At 70.5% G+C, this 13,456-nt stretch carries 9 protein-coding genes and 1 pseudogene; 5 read left to right on the top strand and 5 right to left on the bottom strand.

Features of this window, described 5'->3' with window-relative positions; genetic code table 11:
* Window positions 1-377: 377 nt before the first annotated feature.
* The 5 genes and pseudogenes from FXO19_RS18435 to FXO19_RS18415 all read left to right on the top strand — a co-directional run.
* Window positions 378-1,673 (top strand): NupC/NupG family nucleoside CNT transporter, encoded by a 1,296-nt coding sequence (locus FXO19_RS18435; protein ID WP_149196584.1) that lies wholly within the window; start codon window positions 378-380, stop codon window positions 1,671-1,673.
* 106 nt (window positions 1,674-1,779) lie between these two features.
* Entirely contained in the window at window positions 1,780-2,760 is a 981-nt protein-coding gene (locus FXO19_RS18430) for a PfkB family carbohydrate kinase (RefSeq protein WP_149196583.1), read from the top strand.
* A 405-nt stretch (window positions 2,761-3,165) separates the two neighbouring features.
* On the top strand, window positions 3,166-5,301 hold the full coding sequence (locus FXO19_RS18425; protein WP_149196582.1) for a TonB-dependent receptor: 2,136 nt from the start codon (window positions 3,166-3,168) through the stop codon (window positions 5,299-5,301).
* Entirely contained in the window at window positions 5,301-6,524 is a 1,224-nt protein-coding gene (locus FXO19_RS18420; protein ID WP_149196581.1) for a PepSY-associated TM helix domain-containing protein, read from the top strand. Before FXO19_RS18425 ends, FXO19_RS18420 begins: the two co-directional genes overlap by 1 nt.
* Window positions 6,491-6,998: pseudogene (locus FXO19_RS18415) on the top strand (tRNA-dihydrouridine synthase); the annotation flags it as partial. The gene FXO19_RS18420 and the pseudogene FXO19_RS18415, both read left to right, overlap by 34 nt.
* Before the next feature lie 97 nt (window positions 6,999-7,095).
* Here the strand turns inward: FXO19_RS18415 and FXO19_RS18410 are convergent.
* From FXO19_RS18410 to FXO19_RS18390, 5 genes are all read right to left on the bottom strand, one after another.
* On the bottom strand, window positions 7,096-8,328 hold the full coding sequence (locus FXO19_RS18410; protein ID WP_149196580.1) for a serine hydrolase domain-containing protein: 1,233 nt from the start codon (window positions 8,326-8,328) through the stop codon (window positions 7,096-7,098).
* Window positions 8,329-8,486: 158 nt separating this feature from the next.
* Window positions 8,487-9,398: an SDR family NAD(P)-dependent oxidoreductase gene (locus tag FXO19_RS18405; protein ID WP_149196579.1), complete on the bottom strand. Its 912-nt coding sequence runs from the start codon at window positions 9,396-9,398 to the stop codon at window positions 8,487-8,489.
* Window positions 9,399-9,447: 49 nt separating this feature from the next.
* Window positions 9,448-10,083, bottom strand: coding sequence for a TetR/AcrR family transcriptional regulator (locus FXO19_RS18400; RefSeq protein WP_149196578.1), 636 nt, complete (start codon window positions 10,081-10,083; stop codon window positions 9,448-9,450).
* Window positions 10,084-10,227: 144 nt separating this feature from the next.
* Complete coding sequence (locus tag FXO19_RS18395) at window positions 10,228-11,832, bottom strand: AMP-binding protein (RefSeq protein ID WP_149196577.1); 1,605 nt, start codon at window positions 11,830-11,832, stop codon at window positions 10,228-10,230.
* Window positions 11,823-13,454 (bottom strand): carboxylesterase/lipase family protein, encoded by a 1,632-nt coding sequence (locus FXO19_RS18390; RefSeq protein WP_149196576.1) that lies wholly within the window; start codon window positions 13,452-13,454, stop codon window positions 11,823-11,825. Before FXO19_RS18390 ends, FXO19_RS18395 begins: the two co-directional genes overlap by 10 nt.
* Window positions 13,455-13,456 lie beyond the last annotated feature (2 nt).

The following is a 13,456-nucleotide window of genomic DNA, read 5'->3' as shown; positions in this document are numbered from 1 at the left end:
CGGGAATCGGGAATCGGGAATCGGGAATCGGGAATCGGGAATCGGGAATCGGGAAAGCGTAGCGCGCCTTTGTTCGTTCCCGCGCAAGCTGGGATTCAACTGGGCGCCGCGAAAGAGCTAAAGCGAACCTCGAAAAACCCGTCATGCCCGCGAAGGCGGGCATCCATGGACGTCCAGCCCTTTGAAAGACAAAGTCCATGGATCCCCGCCCTCGCGGGGATGACGGCCAGACGCGGCGCGGCTGCCTCGCTCGTGGCCCACCGCGCCCACTCTCGTTTCTCACTCCTCGTTCCTCGTTTCTCGCTCTCCCCCAGTTGCCCCAACCCCCCCCCTCGCCTACCCTGCGCCGACGCGATTTCGACGCTCAGGGGCAACGGATGGAAGGTTTGACGCGGGTCGGTTTCGGCCTGTTGGGTCTTGCGGTGCTGCTGGGCATCACCTGGCTGTTCTCCAACAACCGCCGCAGGGTGGACTGGCGGCTGGTCGGCATCGGCCTCGCGCTGCAGATCGTGATCGCCTGCCTGGTGCTGCTGACGCCCTGGGGGGCGCGCGTGTTCGATGCACTGTCGTCGGGCTTCGTGATCCTGCTCGGCTTCACCACCGAAGGCGCGCGCTTCATCTTCGGCGACTTCACCGATCCGGAGAAGTTCGGCTTCGTGTTCGCCTTCCAGGTCCTGCCGACGATCATCTTCTTCGCCAGCTTCATGGGCGTGCTGTACCACCTGGGGGTGATGCAGAAGATCGTGCAGGGCATGGCCTGGGTGATCACCAAGCTGATGCGCGTGTCCGGCGCGGAGACGCTGTCGGTCTGCGCCAATGCGTTCATCGGCCAGACCGAGGCACCGCTGGTGGTGCGTCCGTACATCGCCGGCATGACGCCGTCGGAGCTGTTGACGCTGATGGTCGGCGGCATGGCGACGATCGCCGGCGGCGTGCTCGGCGCCTACGTGCTGCTGCTGGGCGGCGGCGACCCGGTGCAGCAGGCGGTCTATGCCAAGCACCTGATCACCGCCAGCATCATGGCGGCACCCGCAACCATCGTGATCGCCAAGATCCTGGTCCCGGAGACGCAGGAGCCGCTGACCCTGGGCAGCGTGCGCGTCAACGTGGAGAAGACCACCGCCAACGTGATCGACGCCGCCGCCGCCGGCGCCGCCGACGGCCTCCGACTGGCGCTGAACGTCGGCGCGATGCTGCTGGCCTTCATCGCGCTGATCGCGCTGCTCAACGCGCCGCTGGTATGGCTGGGCGAGGTGACCGGGCTGCAGGGCGCGCTGGGCCGGCCGACCGACCTGTCGGCGCTGCTGGGCTGGGTGCTGTCGCCGCTGGCGTGGCTGATCGGGGTGCCGTGGCAGGACGCGGCCACCGTCGGCGGCCTGATCGGCACCAAGGTGGTGCTGAACGAGTTCGTCGCCTACGTGCAATTGGGCGAGATCCTGCGCGGCAATGTCGAGGGCGTGTCGCTGACCCCGCAGGGCACGCTGATCGCCACCTATGCGCTGTGCGGTTTCGCCAATTTCAGCTCGATCGCGATCCAGATCGGCGGCATCGGCGGCATCGCCCCGGAACGTCGCGCCGATCTCGCCCGCCTCGGCCTGCGCGCGGTGCTCGGCGGTTCGATCGCGACCATGATGACCGCCACCATCGCCGGCGTCTTGACGCTGTTCGCCTGAGCACGGCGCCGCTGCCACGGCGTCCGCGGCAACGTCGTCGCTCGACGGCGACGCGCTTGCGGACGAACATCTCCTCCACCTGCGTTCACAGGAATCCTCACCGACCATGGCTTCCGTTCTCGTCATCGGCTCGTTCAATGTCGACCACGTCTGGACCAGCGACCGGCTGCCGCGGCCGGGCGAGACCCTGAGCGGCCGCTACAGCACCGGCCCCGGCGGCAAGGGCTTCAACCAGGCCGTGGCCGCCCGCCGCGCCGGCGCCGTCACCCGCTTCGTCTGCGCGCTGGGCGGCGACAGCGGCGGCGACCTGGCCCGTGCGCTGGCCGCCGAAGACGGTCTCGAACTGCGCGAGCTGCGCAGCGAGGCGCCGACCGGTACCGCCGGCATCTACCTGGACGAGGCCGGCGGCAACAGCATCGTCATCGGCGCCGGCGCCAACGGCGACCTGTCGGCGGACTTCGTCGCCGCCCAGATCGACGCCTTCGCCGATGCCGCGGTGGTGGTGGCGCAGCTGGAATCGCCCCCGGCTGCGGTGCTGGAGGGGCTGCGCCGCGCGCGCGCCGCCGGCGCCGTAGCCCTGCTCAACCCGGCGCCGGCCAACGCCGCGGTCGCCGCCGAGCTGCTGGCCGAGACCGATCTCCTCACCCCGAACGAAACCGAGTTCACCGGTCTGCTGGCGCGTCACGCCGGCATCCGCCTCGACGGCGAGGACATCGCCGCCACGCCCGACGACCGCCTGCACGGGTGGTGCCGCGCCTTGCTGCCGCACGGCACCGTGATCGTCACGCTCGGTGGTTCGGGCTGTTTCGTCTCCCATGCCGACGGCCCCCGCCGCGGCGATGAGCCGCCGTGCTACCGGCTGCCGGCGGCCCCGGTCCGGGTCGTCGATACCACCGGCGCCGGCGACGCCTTCAACGGCGCATTGGCGGCGGGAATGGCGCTGGCGCCGGCGGCGCCATTCGCGCAGCACGTCCGCCTGGCCACCCACTACGCCGCCCTGTCCACCGAACGCCCCGGCGCCGCCGAGGCGATGCCGTCGGCCACGCAGTTGCGCGAGCGCTTCGGTGATCTGTTCTCTGCCGACTGAGTTCGGCCGCGACCCCTGCGCGCCCCGGGCACGCCAAAGGCCCCTACACCGGCAGCCCCCAACGCCGTCATCCCGGCGAAGGCCGGGATCCAGCGGCTTTCGCCGCGGCATCAAAATCAGTGCCGGCCTGCGCCGGACGACGAGGCGCGGGAGTCGCAGATCGTCTTCCCCACACACCGGCAGCCCCTACGCCGTCATCCCGGCGAAGGCCGGGATCCAGTGGCTTTCGCCGCGACACCAAGACGGGTCCTGACCTGAGAGACGGGTCCCGGCCTTCACCGGGAGGCGACGATGCAGCGAGCCGCAGATCACAGCATCAGCTCCCGGACCAACCGCCGTCATCGCTATCAATCGAGAATGCTTCGCATTAACATGCGCATCCTCCCCGCACCCGAAAGTCGCGACATGCCCCCACGCACCCCGCTCGCCTGCGCCCTGTGCCTCGCGCTGGCCGGCCAGACCGCCCTCGCCCAGCAGACCACCTCCAGCGACGACATCGCCGAACTCGACCGCATCACCGTCTCGGCCAGCACCAGCCGCATGCCGGATTCGGAGGCCGCGCTGCCGAACACGATCACCGTGATCGACCGGGTGCAGCTCGAACAGCAGTTGGCGGTCACCCAGGACCTCTCCCAGGTGCTGTCGAACCTGATCCCCGCGTTCTCGCCCTCGCGCCAGAAGATGACCAGCGCCGGCGAGTCGCTGCGCGGCAGGCAGCCGCTGTACATGGTCGACGGCGTGCCGCAGTCCACCCCGCTGCGTGACGGCGGCCGCGACGCGCACACCATCGATCCGGCCATGATCGAGCGGATCGAGGTGATCCACGGCGCCAACGCGCTGCAGGGCCTGGGCGCTTCGGGCGGCATCATCAACATCATCACCAAGCGCGCGCCGCGACGCGACGGCGACCGCTTCCACGAGGTAGGCCTGGGCGCCAGCACCGCGCTGCCGAGTGAGCGCGACAGCGACGGCTACCGCACCTCGTACCTGTTCGGCACCCGCCGCGGCGCGTTCGACTTCGTCGGCGGCGCCTCGTACACGCAAGAGGGCCTGTACTACGACGGCGACGGCCGCGCGATCGCGGTCAGCGGCGTGCAGGGCGATCTGATGGACGCGCGCAGCCACGACCTGTTCGCCAAGGCCGGCTGGAACATCGACGACGACCGCCGCCTGCAGCTCACCGCCAACCGCTACCGCCTGCAGGGCAACGGCGACTACGTCGCGGTCGACGGCGACCAGCAGCTCGGCATCCCGGCGACGTCCGTGCGCGGCGACCAGGAAGGCGAGGCGCCGCGTAACCGCTCGACCTCACTCACCCTCGACTACACCGATCGGGCCCTGGCCGGCGGCCATTTCCAGGCGCAGCTGTACTGGGTCGACTTCGAGGCCCTGTACGGCGGCAGCTACTGGGGCGACTTCTTCGGCGACGACCCGGACGCCGACTGGTTCGACCAGTCCCAGAACGCCTCGGAGAAGAGCGGCGGCAAGTTCAGCTGGTCGCGCGGCGACATCGCCGGGCTGTCGCTGCGGCTGACCCTGGGCCTGGACCTGGCACGCGACAAGACCTACCAGGAACTGGTGGTGAGCGACCTCGACTGGGTGCCGCGCACGGTGTACAGCGCGTGGTCGCCGTTCGTGCAGGCCGAGTGGTGGATCGGCGAGCGGCTGATGCTGACCGGCGGCCTGCGCCACGAGCGCGGCAAGCTGGACGTCGACGACTTCACCACCCTGCCGGTCTACAACGGCGGCCAGTTCGTGGCCGGCGGCTCGCCCACGACCAGCGAGACCCTGCCCAACTTCGGCGCGGTATGGGAGGCGACCGACACGCTGAAGTTCTATGCCTCGTATTCGGAGGGCTACACCGTGGCCGACGTCGGCCGCGTGCTGCGCGCGATCGACGCGCCGGGCCAGCGCGTCGACGCCCTGGTCGACCTGTCCCCGGTGGTCGCCGACAACCGCGAGATCGGCGTCGACTACGACGACGGCCGCTGGCTGCTGCACCTGGCCGCGTACTGGTCCGAGTCCGACCTCGGCTCGCGCCTGGCCTTCGATCCGGTCGCCGGCGTCTACAACGTGCGCCGCGAGCGCACCGAGATCGACGGCATCGAGGGCAACGTCGCGTTCCGCTTCTCCGACGACGGCTGCCTCGGCCTCGGCTACGCCACCGCCGACGGCCGCTACGACAGCGACAGCGACGACCGCGTCGACAGCGACCTGCCGGGCATCAACATCAGCCCCGACCGCATCACCGCGTTCTGGGAGCAGGCCTGGACGCCGGCGGTCGCCACGCGGCTGCAGGCCAGCCACGCCCGCGACCGCGACTTCGACACCCGCGGCGAGCGCACCGCGCGCTTCGAGGGCTACACCACGCTCGACCTGCAGGCGCGCATCGCGCTGCCGGTGGGCGCGCTCAGCCTGGGCGTCGAGAACCTGCTGGACCGGCAGTACATCGGCTACTACTCGCAGACCCGGGCGTCGGACCGCGACTACTTCGCCGGCCGCGGCCGCACGCTCAGCGCGCGGTGGATGCACCGGTTCTGATGACGACGGCCGCGCAAGCGCGGCCGCCGCGGCGGCGCCTGCGGGCGGCGCTGGCCTGGCTGCACCTGTGGGTCGGCCTGACCGTCGGCACCGCGTTTGCGGCGGTCGGACTGTCCGGCACGGTACTGACCTTCCACGAGGAACTGCTGCTGTGGCAGCAGCCGCAGCTCGCCGGGCACGCGGCGCGCGCCGACGGCGCGGTACTGGCGCGGATCCTGCAGCGCTGGACGCCGCAGGGGCTGGGCAGCGTGCAGCTGCCGCAGGCCGACGGCCTTCCGGTCTGGCAGGGATACTTCGCGGACGGGCGCCGCGGCTACTTCGCACCGGAGGATGGACGGCTGCTGCTGTTGCGCAGCGCCGACGACGACTGGCTGCTGTGGCTGCGCGAACTGCATACCGACCTGCTCGGCGGCGAGACCGGCCACCAGGTGCTCGGCGTGGTCGGCTGGATCGCTCTCGGACTGCTGCTGACCGGCCTGTACCTGTGGTGGCCGAAAACGGGCCGCATGCTCGCCCACCTCAAGATGCACCGCGGCCCACCGATCCGGCGCTGGCTGAGCTGGCACCGCAGCGGCGGCGTCCTGCTGCTGCCGTTGCTGTTGCTGGTGACGCTGACCGGCGTCGGCATGATCTACCACGCGGCGGCGCGCACCGCGCTGACCACGCTGTTCGGTGGCGGCGCTGCGCCTGCGCCGCCGCAGCGCGCGGTCCCGGCCGATGCGCCGGTGAACTGGACCCGGGTATTGGCGACCGCACGAGCCGCACTGCCGGACGCGCACCTGATCCGCACCGCCGCGCCGGCCTCCGGCGACGACGCGATCGGCTTCCGCGCCCGTGCCCTGGGCGAATGGCACCCGAACGGGCGCAGCCTGGTCTTCGTCGATCGCGCCGGCGGCGAGGTGCTGCTCGCGCACGACGCAACGACGCAGCGTGCCGGCGCGCGGATGACCGAGGCGATCTATCCGCTGCACATCGGCGCGGTCGGCGGCGCGTGGTATCGCTGGGCGGTGGCGCTATCGGGCCTGCTGCCGGCGGCGCTGCTGGTGACGGGATTCCTGTTCTGGCGGCGGCGTCGGCAGGTGCGGCAGCAGGATCGGGCCCACCGCAAGGATATGGCGAAGCGGCAGGCGCCTGAACCATCCCGTGACTCCGCCGTACCCTCCTCCCATCCCCGCTCCGCCCCGAGTCGCGCCAGCGATGCGGGCGCTCCATGTCGGAGATGACCATCTCGGATCCGCGCTTCTGGAATACCCGCAAGTCGCGCCACCGCATGGACCATGCCGGCAAGCTGGACCCGATCGGCGTGCAGATCGCCGGCACCGTGCCGCAGGTGATGGCCGAGGCCGCCCGCTACAACGGTGTGCGTCCCAGCCGGCGGTGATCGCCAACGGCGACATCGACTCGCCGCACAAGGCGGCCGAGGTGTTGCGCCGCACCGGCGCCGTCGCTGGCCGAGGTCCCCGACGTGCTGCTCGGCCACCTGCAGGCACTGCATGCCTTCTACGGCGAGCCCGCTGGCGTGCGCATCGCCCGCAAGCACCTGGGCTGGTATGCGAAAGACCGACCCGAGAACATCGCCTTTCGCGCCGTCGTCGAGCGCCGCGAGCGCCGCGAGCGCCGAGGCGCAGATTAATCTGACGCGCGACTACTTCGGCGCGCTGATCGCGGGCGATGCGCCGTTGTCGGTGGCTGCCTGAACGCGGGCGCCGGCATGTTCGACCAATCGACATGCTCCCTCGCGATAGCGGCGATCTTCGAACGCACGCCTGACCGCTTGCGCGTCCCGCGCGGCCGTCAACTGGCCGCCAGCGCCTCGTAGACCAACGGCCTGAGCGTGTCGCGCGCCGGCGCCGCGGTGACCGGCACCACCTGGGTCATCACCGTGACCGACAGGCCGAGACCTGGCGTAGCCCAGAACCCCGTGCCCGCCGCGCCGCCCCAGGCATACTCGCCGGCCGATCCCGGTCCGCCGCGGTCGTCGAGTCTGACCACGCCGCCCAGCGCGTGGGCGATGCTGCCAGGTGCATAGCGGCCAAAGCGCAGCAGCGAGGGCATCAGCGCACCCTGCGGCCCGTACGGCGTCACCAGCCGCCGCGCGGAAGCCGCGCCCATCACCCGCACGTCGCCGCGCGCGCCGCCGTTGGCCAGCATGTCGGCGAAGTGGCCGTAGTCCTCGAGAGTCGAGACCAGCCCGGCGCTGCCACCATCGGCGAAGGGCCGCTTCAGCGGCGCGCGTTCGCTGCCGTCAGCCACCGGCTCGATGCGGCCGTCACGCGCGACATAGAGGCCTGCGAGACGCTCGGCCTGTCCTTCGGGAACGAAAAATCCGGTCGCACCCATGCTCAACGGTTCGAAGATGCGGCGCTTCAGGAATTCGCCGAGGCGCTGCTCGCTGACGCACTCGATGACCAGGCCGGCGATGTCCAATCCATAGCCGTAGATCCAGTCCGTGCCCGGCTGGAACTCCAACGGCAACGCGGCCAGCCGCCTGGCGAAACCCTCCAGCCCGCCGATCTGCGGATCGTACATCCATGCGCCCGCAACCAGACCCGCCTCCCGGTAGAGCGGCGCAACGCGGCCATCGCCCCAGCTGTTGGCCAGCCCGCAGCTGTGGGTCAGCAGATGCGCCACCGTCATCGGCCGCGCCGGCTCCAGCCTTTCCAGCGAGCCGGCAACGACCCCGAGGCCAGCGAACTCCGGCACGTAGCGCGCCACCGGATCCTCCAGCGCCAGCCTGCCCTCCTCCACCAGCAGCATCACGCCCGCGGCCACCACCGGCTTGGTCATGGAATAGATGCGGTAGAGACTGTCCGCGCCAATGCTCTCGACACCCGGGATCTGCGCTTCGGCCAACACCCGGCCGTGCCTGGCGATGCGGATCGCGGCGAAGGGCAGCTCGCCGTCCCCGACGAAACGGCGCAGGCGCGCGATCACCGGCCCGAATCGGTCGCCGGCGAAGACCGGCAGGCCGAGGCTGCCCAGGGCGAGCGCGGCACCGGAAAGCAGGAGCTGGCGTCGACTGGTCATGATGGACCTCCGTTCGAGGAGTCTGGATTGTTGCGCCGCCGGATTCCTTCTTCGGTTTGTGTGGAAAGTCCTAAAGGCGGAAGGTGAAGCCCGCAGCGCCGGGAAGCCCCCTCAGCCCTGTCGAGGCACCCACTCCCGCAGGCGGGAGAAGGGACGTGTCACGAGGCAACTCTGGGGGTACGGGACGACAGGGTTTCAACCGCCTGCGCACCGGCGCTGGCGACCTCGCGCTCGGCCTGTGTGAAGCCGTACTCGGGCACGACCTGCCCGGCCGGATCCGACACCGCGTCCCACTCAGCGACAACGCGTTCGCCCGCATCATCGCCGGCACCGAGGTGACGCCCTTCGGTCAGGGTCACGTAGGCGCGGGCGAAATGGCCCCCACCGGCGCAGACGATGGCGCGCGTGGGTGCGTCATCGACCACCAGCGGCAGCAGCGCCGGACTGACCAGCGCGGGTTCCAGCGCGCGCAGGCTCTCCTCGGGCAGCACGCCCGCCGTCATCCCGGTCGACGCGGTCGGCGCCAGGCAGTTGACGCGGATGCCGTACTTGCGGCCCTCGATGGCCAGGGTCTGCATCAACCCCACCAACGCCATCTTCGCGGCGCCGTAATTGGCTTGGCCGAAATTGCCGTACAGGCCCGAGGACGAGGTAGTCATGACGATGCGGCCGTAGGCCTGCGCCCGCATCGTGTCCCAGACTGCCCGGGTGCAGATCACCGCGCCCATCAGGTGAACGTCGACCACCTGCCTGAACTCGTCCAGGCCCATCTTGGCGAAACTCCTGTCGCGCAGGATCCCGGCATTGTTCACCAGGATGTCGATGCGGCCCCACGCTTCGAGCGCGTGCGCGGCCATCGCCGCGACGGCCGCCTCGTCGGTGATCGACCCGGGCGCGGACAGGGCCTCGCCTCCGGCATCGCGGATCGCCGCGGCGACGGCCGCGGCGGATGCGGCGTCCAGGTCGTTGACGACCACGCGCGCGCCTTTCCGCGCCAGGTAGAGGGCGTGCTGGCGGCCAAGCCCGCCGCCGGCACCGGTGATGATCGCTACGCGTCCTTTGAGCGGCATTGCTCGACTCCCCGTCTTTGGAAAATATCCGACGGGGACACGGGTGCGCTCAGCGCTTGCCGCCGCCCCCCCGCCGTTTGCAGACCGACCTGAAGCCGGCCGCCATGAAGCTGGCCATGCGTGCCTTCACCGCGTCGTAGTCGTCCGAGCGGCACAGCCCGCCGGAGAGCCGGTCTATGCGGCCGGTACGCGCCAGCGTGAGCATCAGCGCGCCGGTGACGAAGTGGTAGCCCCAGAAGATGTCCGCCTCGTCGCAGTCCGGCAGCGCCTTCTTGAGCAGGTCGATCAGGCGCAACACCACCGGATCGAAGTGCCGGTCCATGAGTTCGGCGCCGTAGGGGGTGTTGGAAGCCAGCGCGCTGAGCGCGCCGTAGTTCTTCCAGTTCTCGCCGCCCTGGATGTAGAGGTCGAGGTCGGTATCGAGAAAAGCGTGCAATGCGCCCTCGATCGTGGGTTTGCCGCCGCTGGCTGCCTCGTACTCGTCGAGCGCCTTCATCCGCAGGCCGCTGGTCACCGCGGCGCGCCGTGCGATCACTGCGTCGAACAGCGTCTTCTTGTCGGTGAAGTAGTAGTTGAGCAGGGTATGGTGCACGCCCACGCGACCGGCCACGTCCTTGAGGGTGACGCCGTACAGGCCGTGCCTGGAGAACAGGTGCTCGGCGGCATCGAGAATTTGCTCGATCATCTCCGCGCGCTGTTCCGCCTTGGTCGGGCGCTTCGCCGGCGCACTTGTCCGGCTCTTCCTGCTGCCGCGCCCGGACCGGGATGTCGCATCTGCTGGCACGCTTCCGCCTCCAATGCTCCGCCGGGCTGGCGCTGCGTCGGGACATCATGTCACCGGTGCTCCGCGCGCGCCGCCGTATTCGGCCCTGAGGCGCATTTTGTCAATTTTACCCGTCGCTGCCAAAGGCATCCGGTCCACGCGAACCACCGAGTCGGGCACCCACCACGGAACCACGCGGCCATGCAGCGGATCGATCAACGCCGCATCGCTCACTGCGCACCCCTCGCGCAACTGCACCAGCAGCACCGGACGCTCCCCCCACTTCGGGTCCTGGCGCCCGATCACGGCCGCCATCGCCACTTCGGGAATGCCGCCGACGATGTCCTCGATCTCCGAGGGATTGATCCATTCGCCCCCCGACTTGATCAGGTCCTTGGCCCGGCCGGTGATGACCAGGTTGCCCTCGCCGTCGATACGCGCCAGGTCCCCGGTCGCGAACCATCCCTGGTCGTCGACCGCCGGCCCTACCTCGCCGAAGTAGCGCTGGATCGTGCTGGCGCCGCGTACCCGGAGGTGCCCCTCCACCCCGCGCTGTTCCGGCAGCGCGTTTCCCTGGGCGTCGGTCAGCAGGAGATCGATGCCGATGGACGGGCGCCCGGACAGGTGGGCCGCGCGCCGCGGATCGTCCGGCTGCGCCACCGTTCCCGTCGGTGACAGTTCGGTCATGCCCCAGCTGGTCTGCACGGTGACACCAAGGCAGCGCTCGATGCGCTGCATCAGCGCGGGCGCCAGCGGCGCGCCACCGACGATGACCCGTTGCAGCGACGGCGTCCCGCCACCGCTGGCCTCGAGGTGCTCGACCAGCGCCAGCCATACCGTGGCCACGCCCAGGGCCACGGTGACGGACTCGGCGTTGATCAGCTCCGCGAGGCTGGCGCCATCCAGATGACGCCCTGGAAGCACCAGGCGCGCGCCGACCGCCGGGGCCGCGAACGGCACGCCCCAGCCGTTGGCATGGAACATCGGCACGGCCAGCAGCACCGTGTCCCGCGTCGAAATGGCCATGGTGTCCGCCTGCAGCGCGCGCAACGTATGCAGGAAGCTGGCGCGATGGGTGTAGGTCACGCCCTTCGGGGCGCCGGTCGTGCCCGAGGTGAAGCACAACCCGCAGGGAGCGTTCTCGTCGAAACCGCCCCAGGGCGCTTCGGCCTGCTCGCGCACGAGCAGGGCTTCGAGCGCCTCGATGTCGGGCAGGCCTTCTACAACGGCGACGCCGTCGATCGACAGCAGCCGCTCAATGCACTTCGCCCGCGCGATGATGCGACGCGCCAGCGGCGCGAGGTCGGCGGCGACCACCAGCACCCGCGCTGCGGAGTGATCCAGCATGTCGACCAGATGCGCCTCGCTCAGGCGCGGGTTCAGGGTATGGCAGACCGCGCCCATCCCCGCGGTGGCGAACCATACTTCCATGTGTGCCTGGGTATTCCACGCCAGGGTGGCGACGCGGTCCCCGGCGGCGACCCCGAACCCGGCCAACAGCGCCGAGATCCTGCGACTGCGCTGGCGGAGCCCGGCGTAACCCACCCGGTCGCGGCGCCCGCCGCCACGCGCGGTGACCACCTGCGCGTCGGGATGCCACTTGGCGCCATGGTCGAGCAACTTGTCGAGGGTCAGCGCGTAATGCTGCATCTCCCCGTGGATCACCGACATCCAGTCGCTCCCTGCGGCAGCGGCGGCGCGACGATGCCGACGTTCCAGTGCCAGGGCAGGTCGCCCTGCGCGCGCCGCCGGCAGACCACCTCCTCGACCAGCTCATACATGCCCGGCATCAGGTGTTCATCCGGGACCGGTGCCTGCCGGAAAGCCATGTAGGCGCGTCCGTCGCCGTAAGGGCGCCACCCCGCCTGGTCGGCTGCGGCGGGAGTGCCGTCGCGCGCGAACGCTGTCCAGTAGCCCCCCATCGCTTCGGACAGGCCGGTCGCCGCGGCGGTCGACGGGACCTTCGGCCAGTGCGGCGGCGTCCGGTCTGCGGTACCGAACACATAGGGAATCTCGCTGGCATGGAACGCGTGCAGCCCCGCATCGACCGCGGCGGGATAGTCATGGTCCCAGTAGTAGAGGAAGGATCGATGCCCCAGCGCGGTCTGGCTGCGCACCAGCCGCTCGGCGGTCCATCCGTACATCGCGTCCCGGGCGGTGGCAAGCATGGACTCGTCCAGGTCGCTGGAGGGATAACGTTCCAGCATCCGCTCCGCAAGATCGCCATAGCGCGACCGGATCTGCGACTCGTAAGCCGCCGCGTCGGCCGGCGCCGCCGGCAGCAGGAAGCGCAGGGAACGGATCTCGCCCTCGTTGAACCCGGCCAGGATCGGCACCGGCGCCTGCTCCCCCCTGTCGAACACCTCGACCAGCTGGGCCGGCAGCACGTGACCGTCGACGTTGCCGAGCGGCATGAAGCCGGAGAGCGCCGCCTGGGTGGCGAGCGCCTGCGCGTCCATGGCGCGCAGGCGCTCCAGCCCGCGCACTTCGAGCTTGCGGCTCAGCGCCACGCCCGACTCCTCGGCCGATGGCGTCCCATGCACCGTTTCCCGCAGCGCCGGGGTCGAGATCATGTAGGCACTCTGGGCGATCGCCTTGTGGAACAGCTCATGCGCGGCCGGCGCGGCCATCAGGTACATGACGCTGAGCGCGCCCGCCGACTCCCCGGCAATGGTGACGTTGCCCGGATCACCCCCGAACGCGGCGATGTTGCGCCCGATCCAGCGCAGCGCCTCGATCTGGTCCAGCAGCCCGTAGTTGCCCGAGACGCGGTCGGGCGATTCCTCGCTCAGTTCCGGGTGCGCCAGGTAGCCCAGCACGCCGAGCCGATAGTTGATGGTCACCACCACCACGCCGCGCGCCGCCAGGCGCGCACCGTCGTACATCGCCTCGCTGCCGGCGCCCGCCACCAGCGAACCGCCATGGATCCAGACGAAGACCGGCGCGCCGTCGGCAGCCGCCGGCGCCCACACGTTCAGCGACAGGCAATCCTCGCTCATCGGCGGTGGCTGCGCCGGCGCGTAGATGCTGCCGGGCCGCGACGTGGGCTGATGGCAGGCGGGGCCAAAATGGATGGCATCGCGGACCCCGTCCCAGGACGCCGCGGCGACCGGCGGGCGCCAGCGCATCCGCCCCGTGGGCGCGGCCGCATAGGGGATGCCCCTGAAGGCGGCGACGCCGTCCGTGGCCTCGCCGCGCAAGGCGCCTGCGGGCGCCTCCACCACCGGTGAATCGACCGCCCCGACCGATGCCGCCGAGCACATGGCGACGATGCCCGCGACGACGTGCGTCATCC

Source organism: Luteimonas suaedae (genome assembly GCF_008312895.1).
Lineage (GTDB): Bacteria > Pseudomonadota > Gammaproteobacteria > Xanthomonadales > Xanthomonadaceae > Luteimonas > Luteimonas suaedae.
The sequence above is the reverse complement of the archived record's forward strand: the minus strand, read 5'-3'. Positions and strand labels throughout refer to the sequence as shown.

Excerpts from the sequence above, each read along its gene's own strand:
- FXO19_RS18405 (WP_149196579.1), bottom strand. The coding sequence starts at position 9,398 with ATGCCGCTCAAAGGACGCGTAGCGATCATCACCGGTGCCGGCGGCGGG.
- FXO19_RS18410 (WP_149196580.1), bottom strand. The coding sequence starts at position 8,328 with ATGACCAGTCGACGCCAGCTCCTGCTTTCCGGTGCCGCGCTCGCCCTG.
- FXO19_RS18425 (WP_149196582.1), top strand. The coding sequence starts at position 3,166 with ATGCCCCCACGCACCCCGCTCGCCTGCGCCCTGTGCCTCGCGCTGGCC.
- FXO19_RS18390 (WP_149196576.1), bottom strand. The coding sequence starts at position 13,454 with ATGACGCACGTCGTCGCGGGCATCGTCGCCATGTGCTCGGCGGCATCG.
- FXO19_RS18400 (WP_149196578.1), bottom strand. The coding sequence starts at position 10,083 with ATGATCGAGCAAATTCTCGATGCCGCCGAGCACCTGTTCTCCAGGCAC.
- FXO19_RS18430 (WP_149196583.1), top strand. The coding sequence starts at position 1,780 with ATGGCTTCCGTTCTCGTCATCGGCTCGTTCAATGTCGACCACGTCTGG.
- FXO19_RS18420 (WP_149196581.1), top strand. The coding sequence starts at position 5,301 with ATGACGACGGCCGCGCAAGCGCGGCCGCCGCGGCGGCGCCTGCGGGCG.
- FXO19_RS18395 (WP_149196577.1), bottom strand. The coding sequence starts at position 11,832 with ATGTCGGTGATCCACGGGGAGATGCAGCATTACGCGCTGACCCTCGAC.
- FXO19_RS18435 (WP_149196584.1), top strand. The coding sequence starts at position 378 with ATGGAAGGTTTGACGCGGGTCGGTTTCGGCCTGTTGGGTCTTGCGGTG.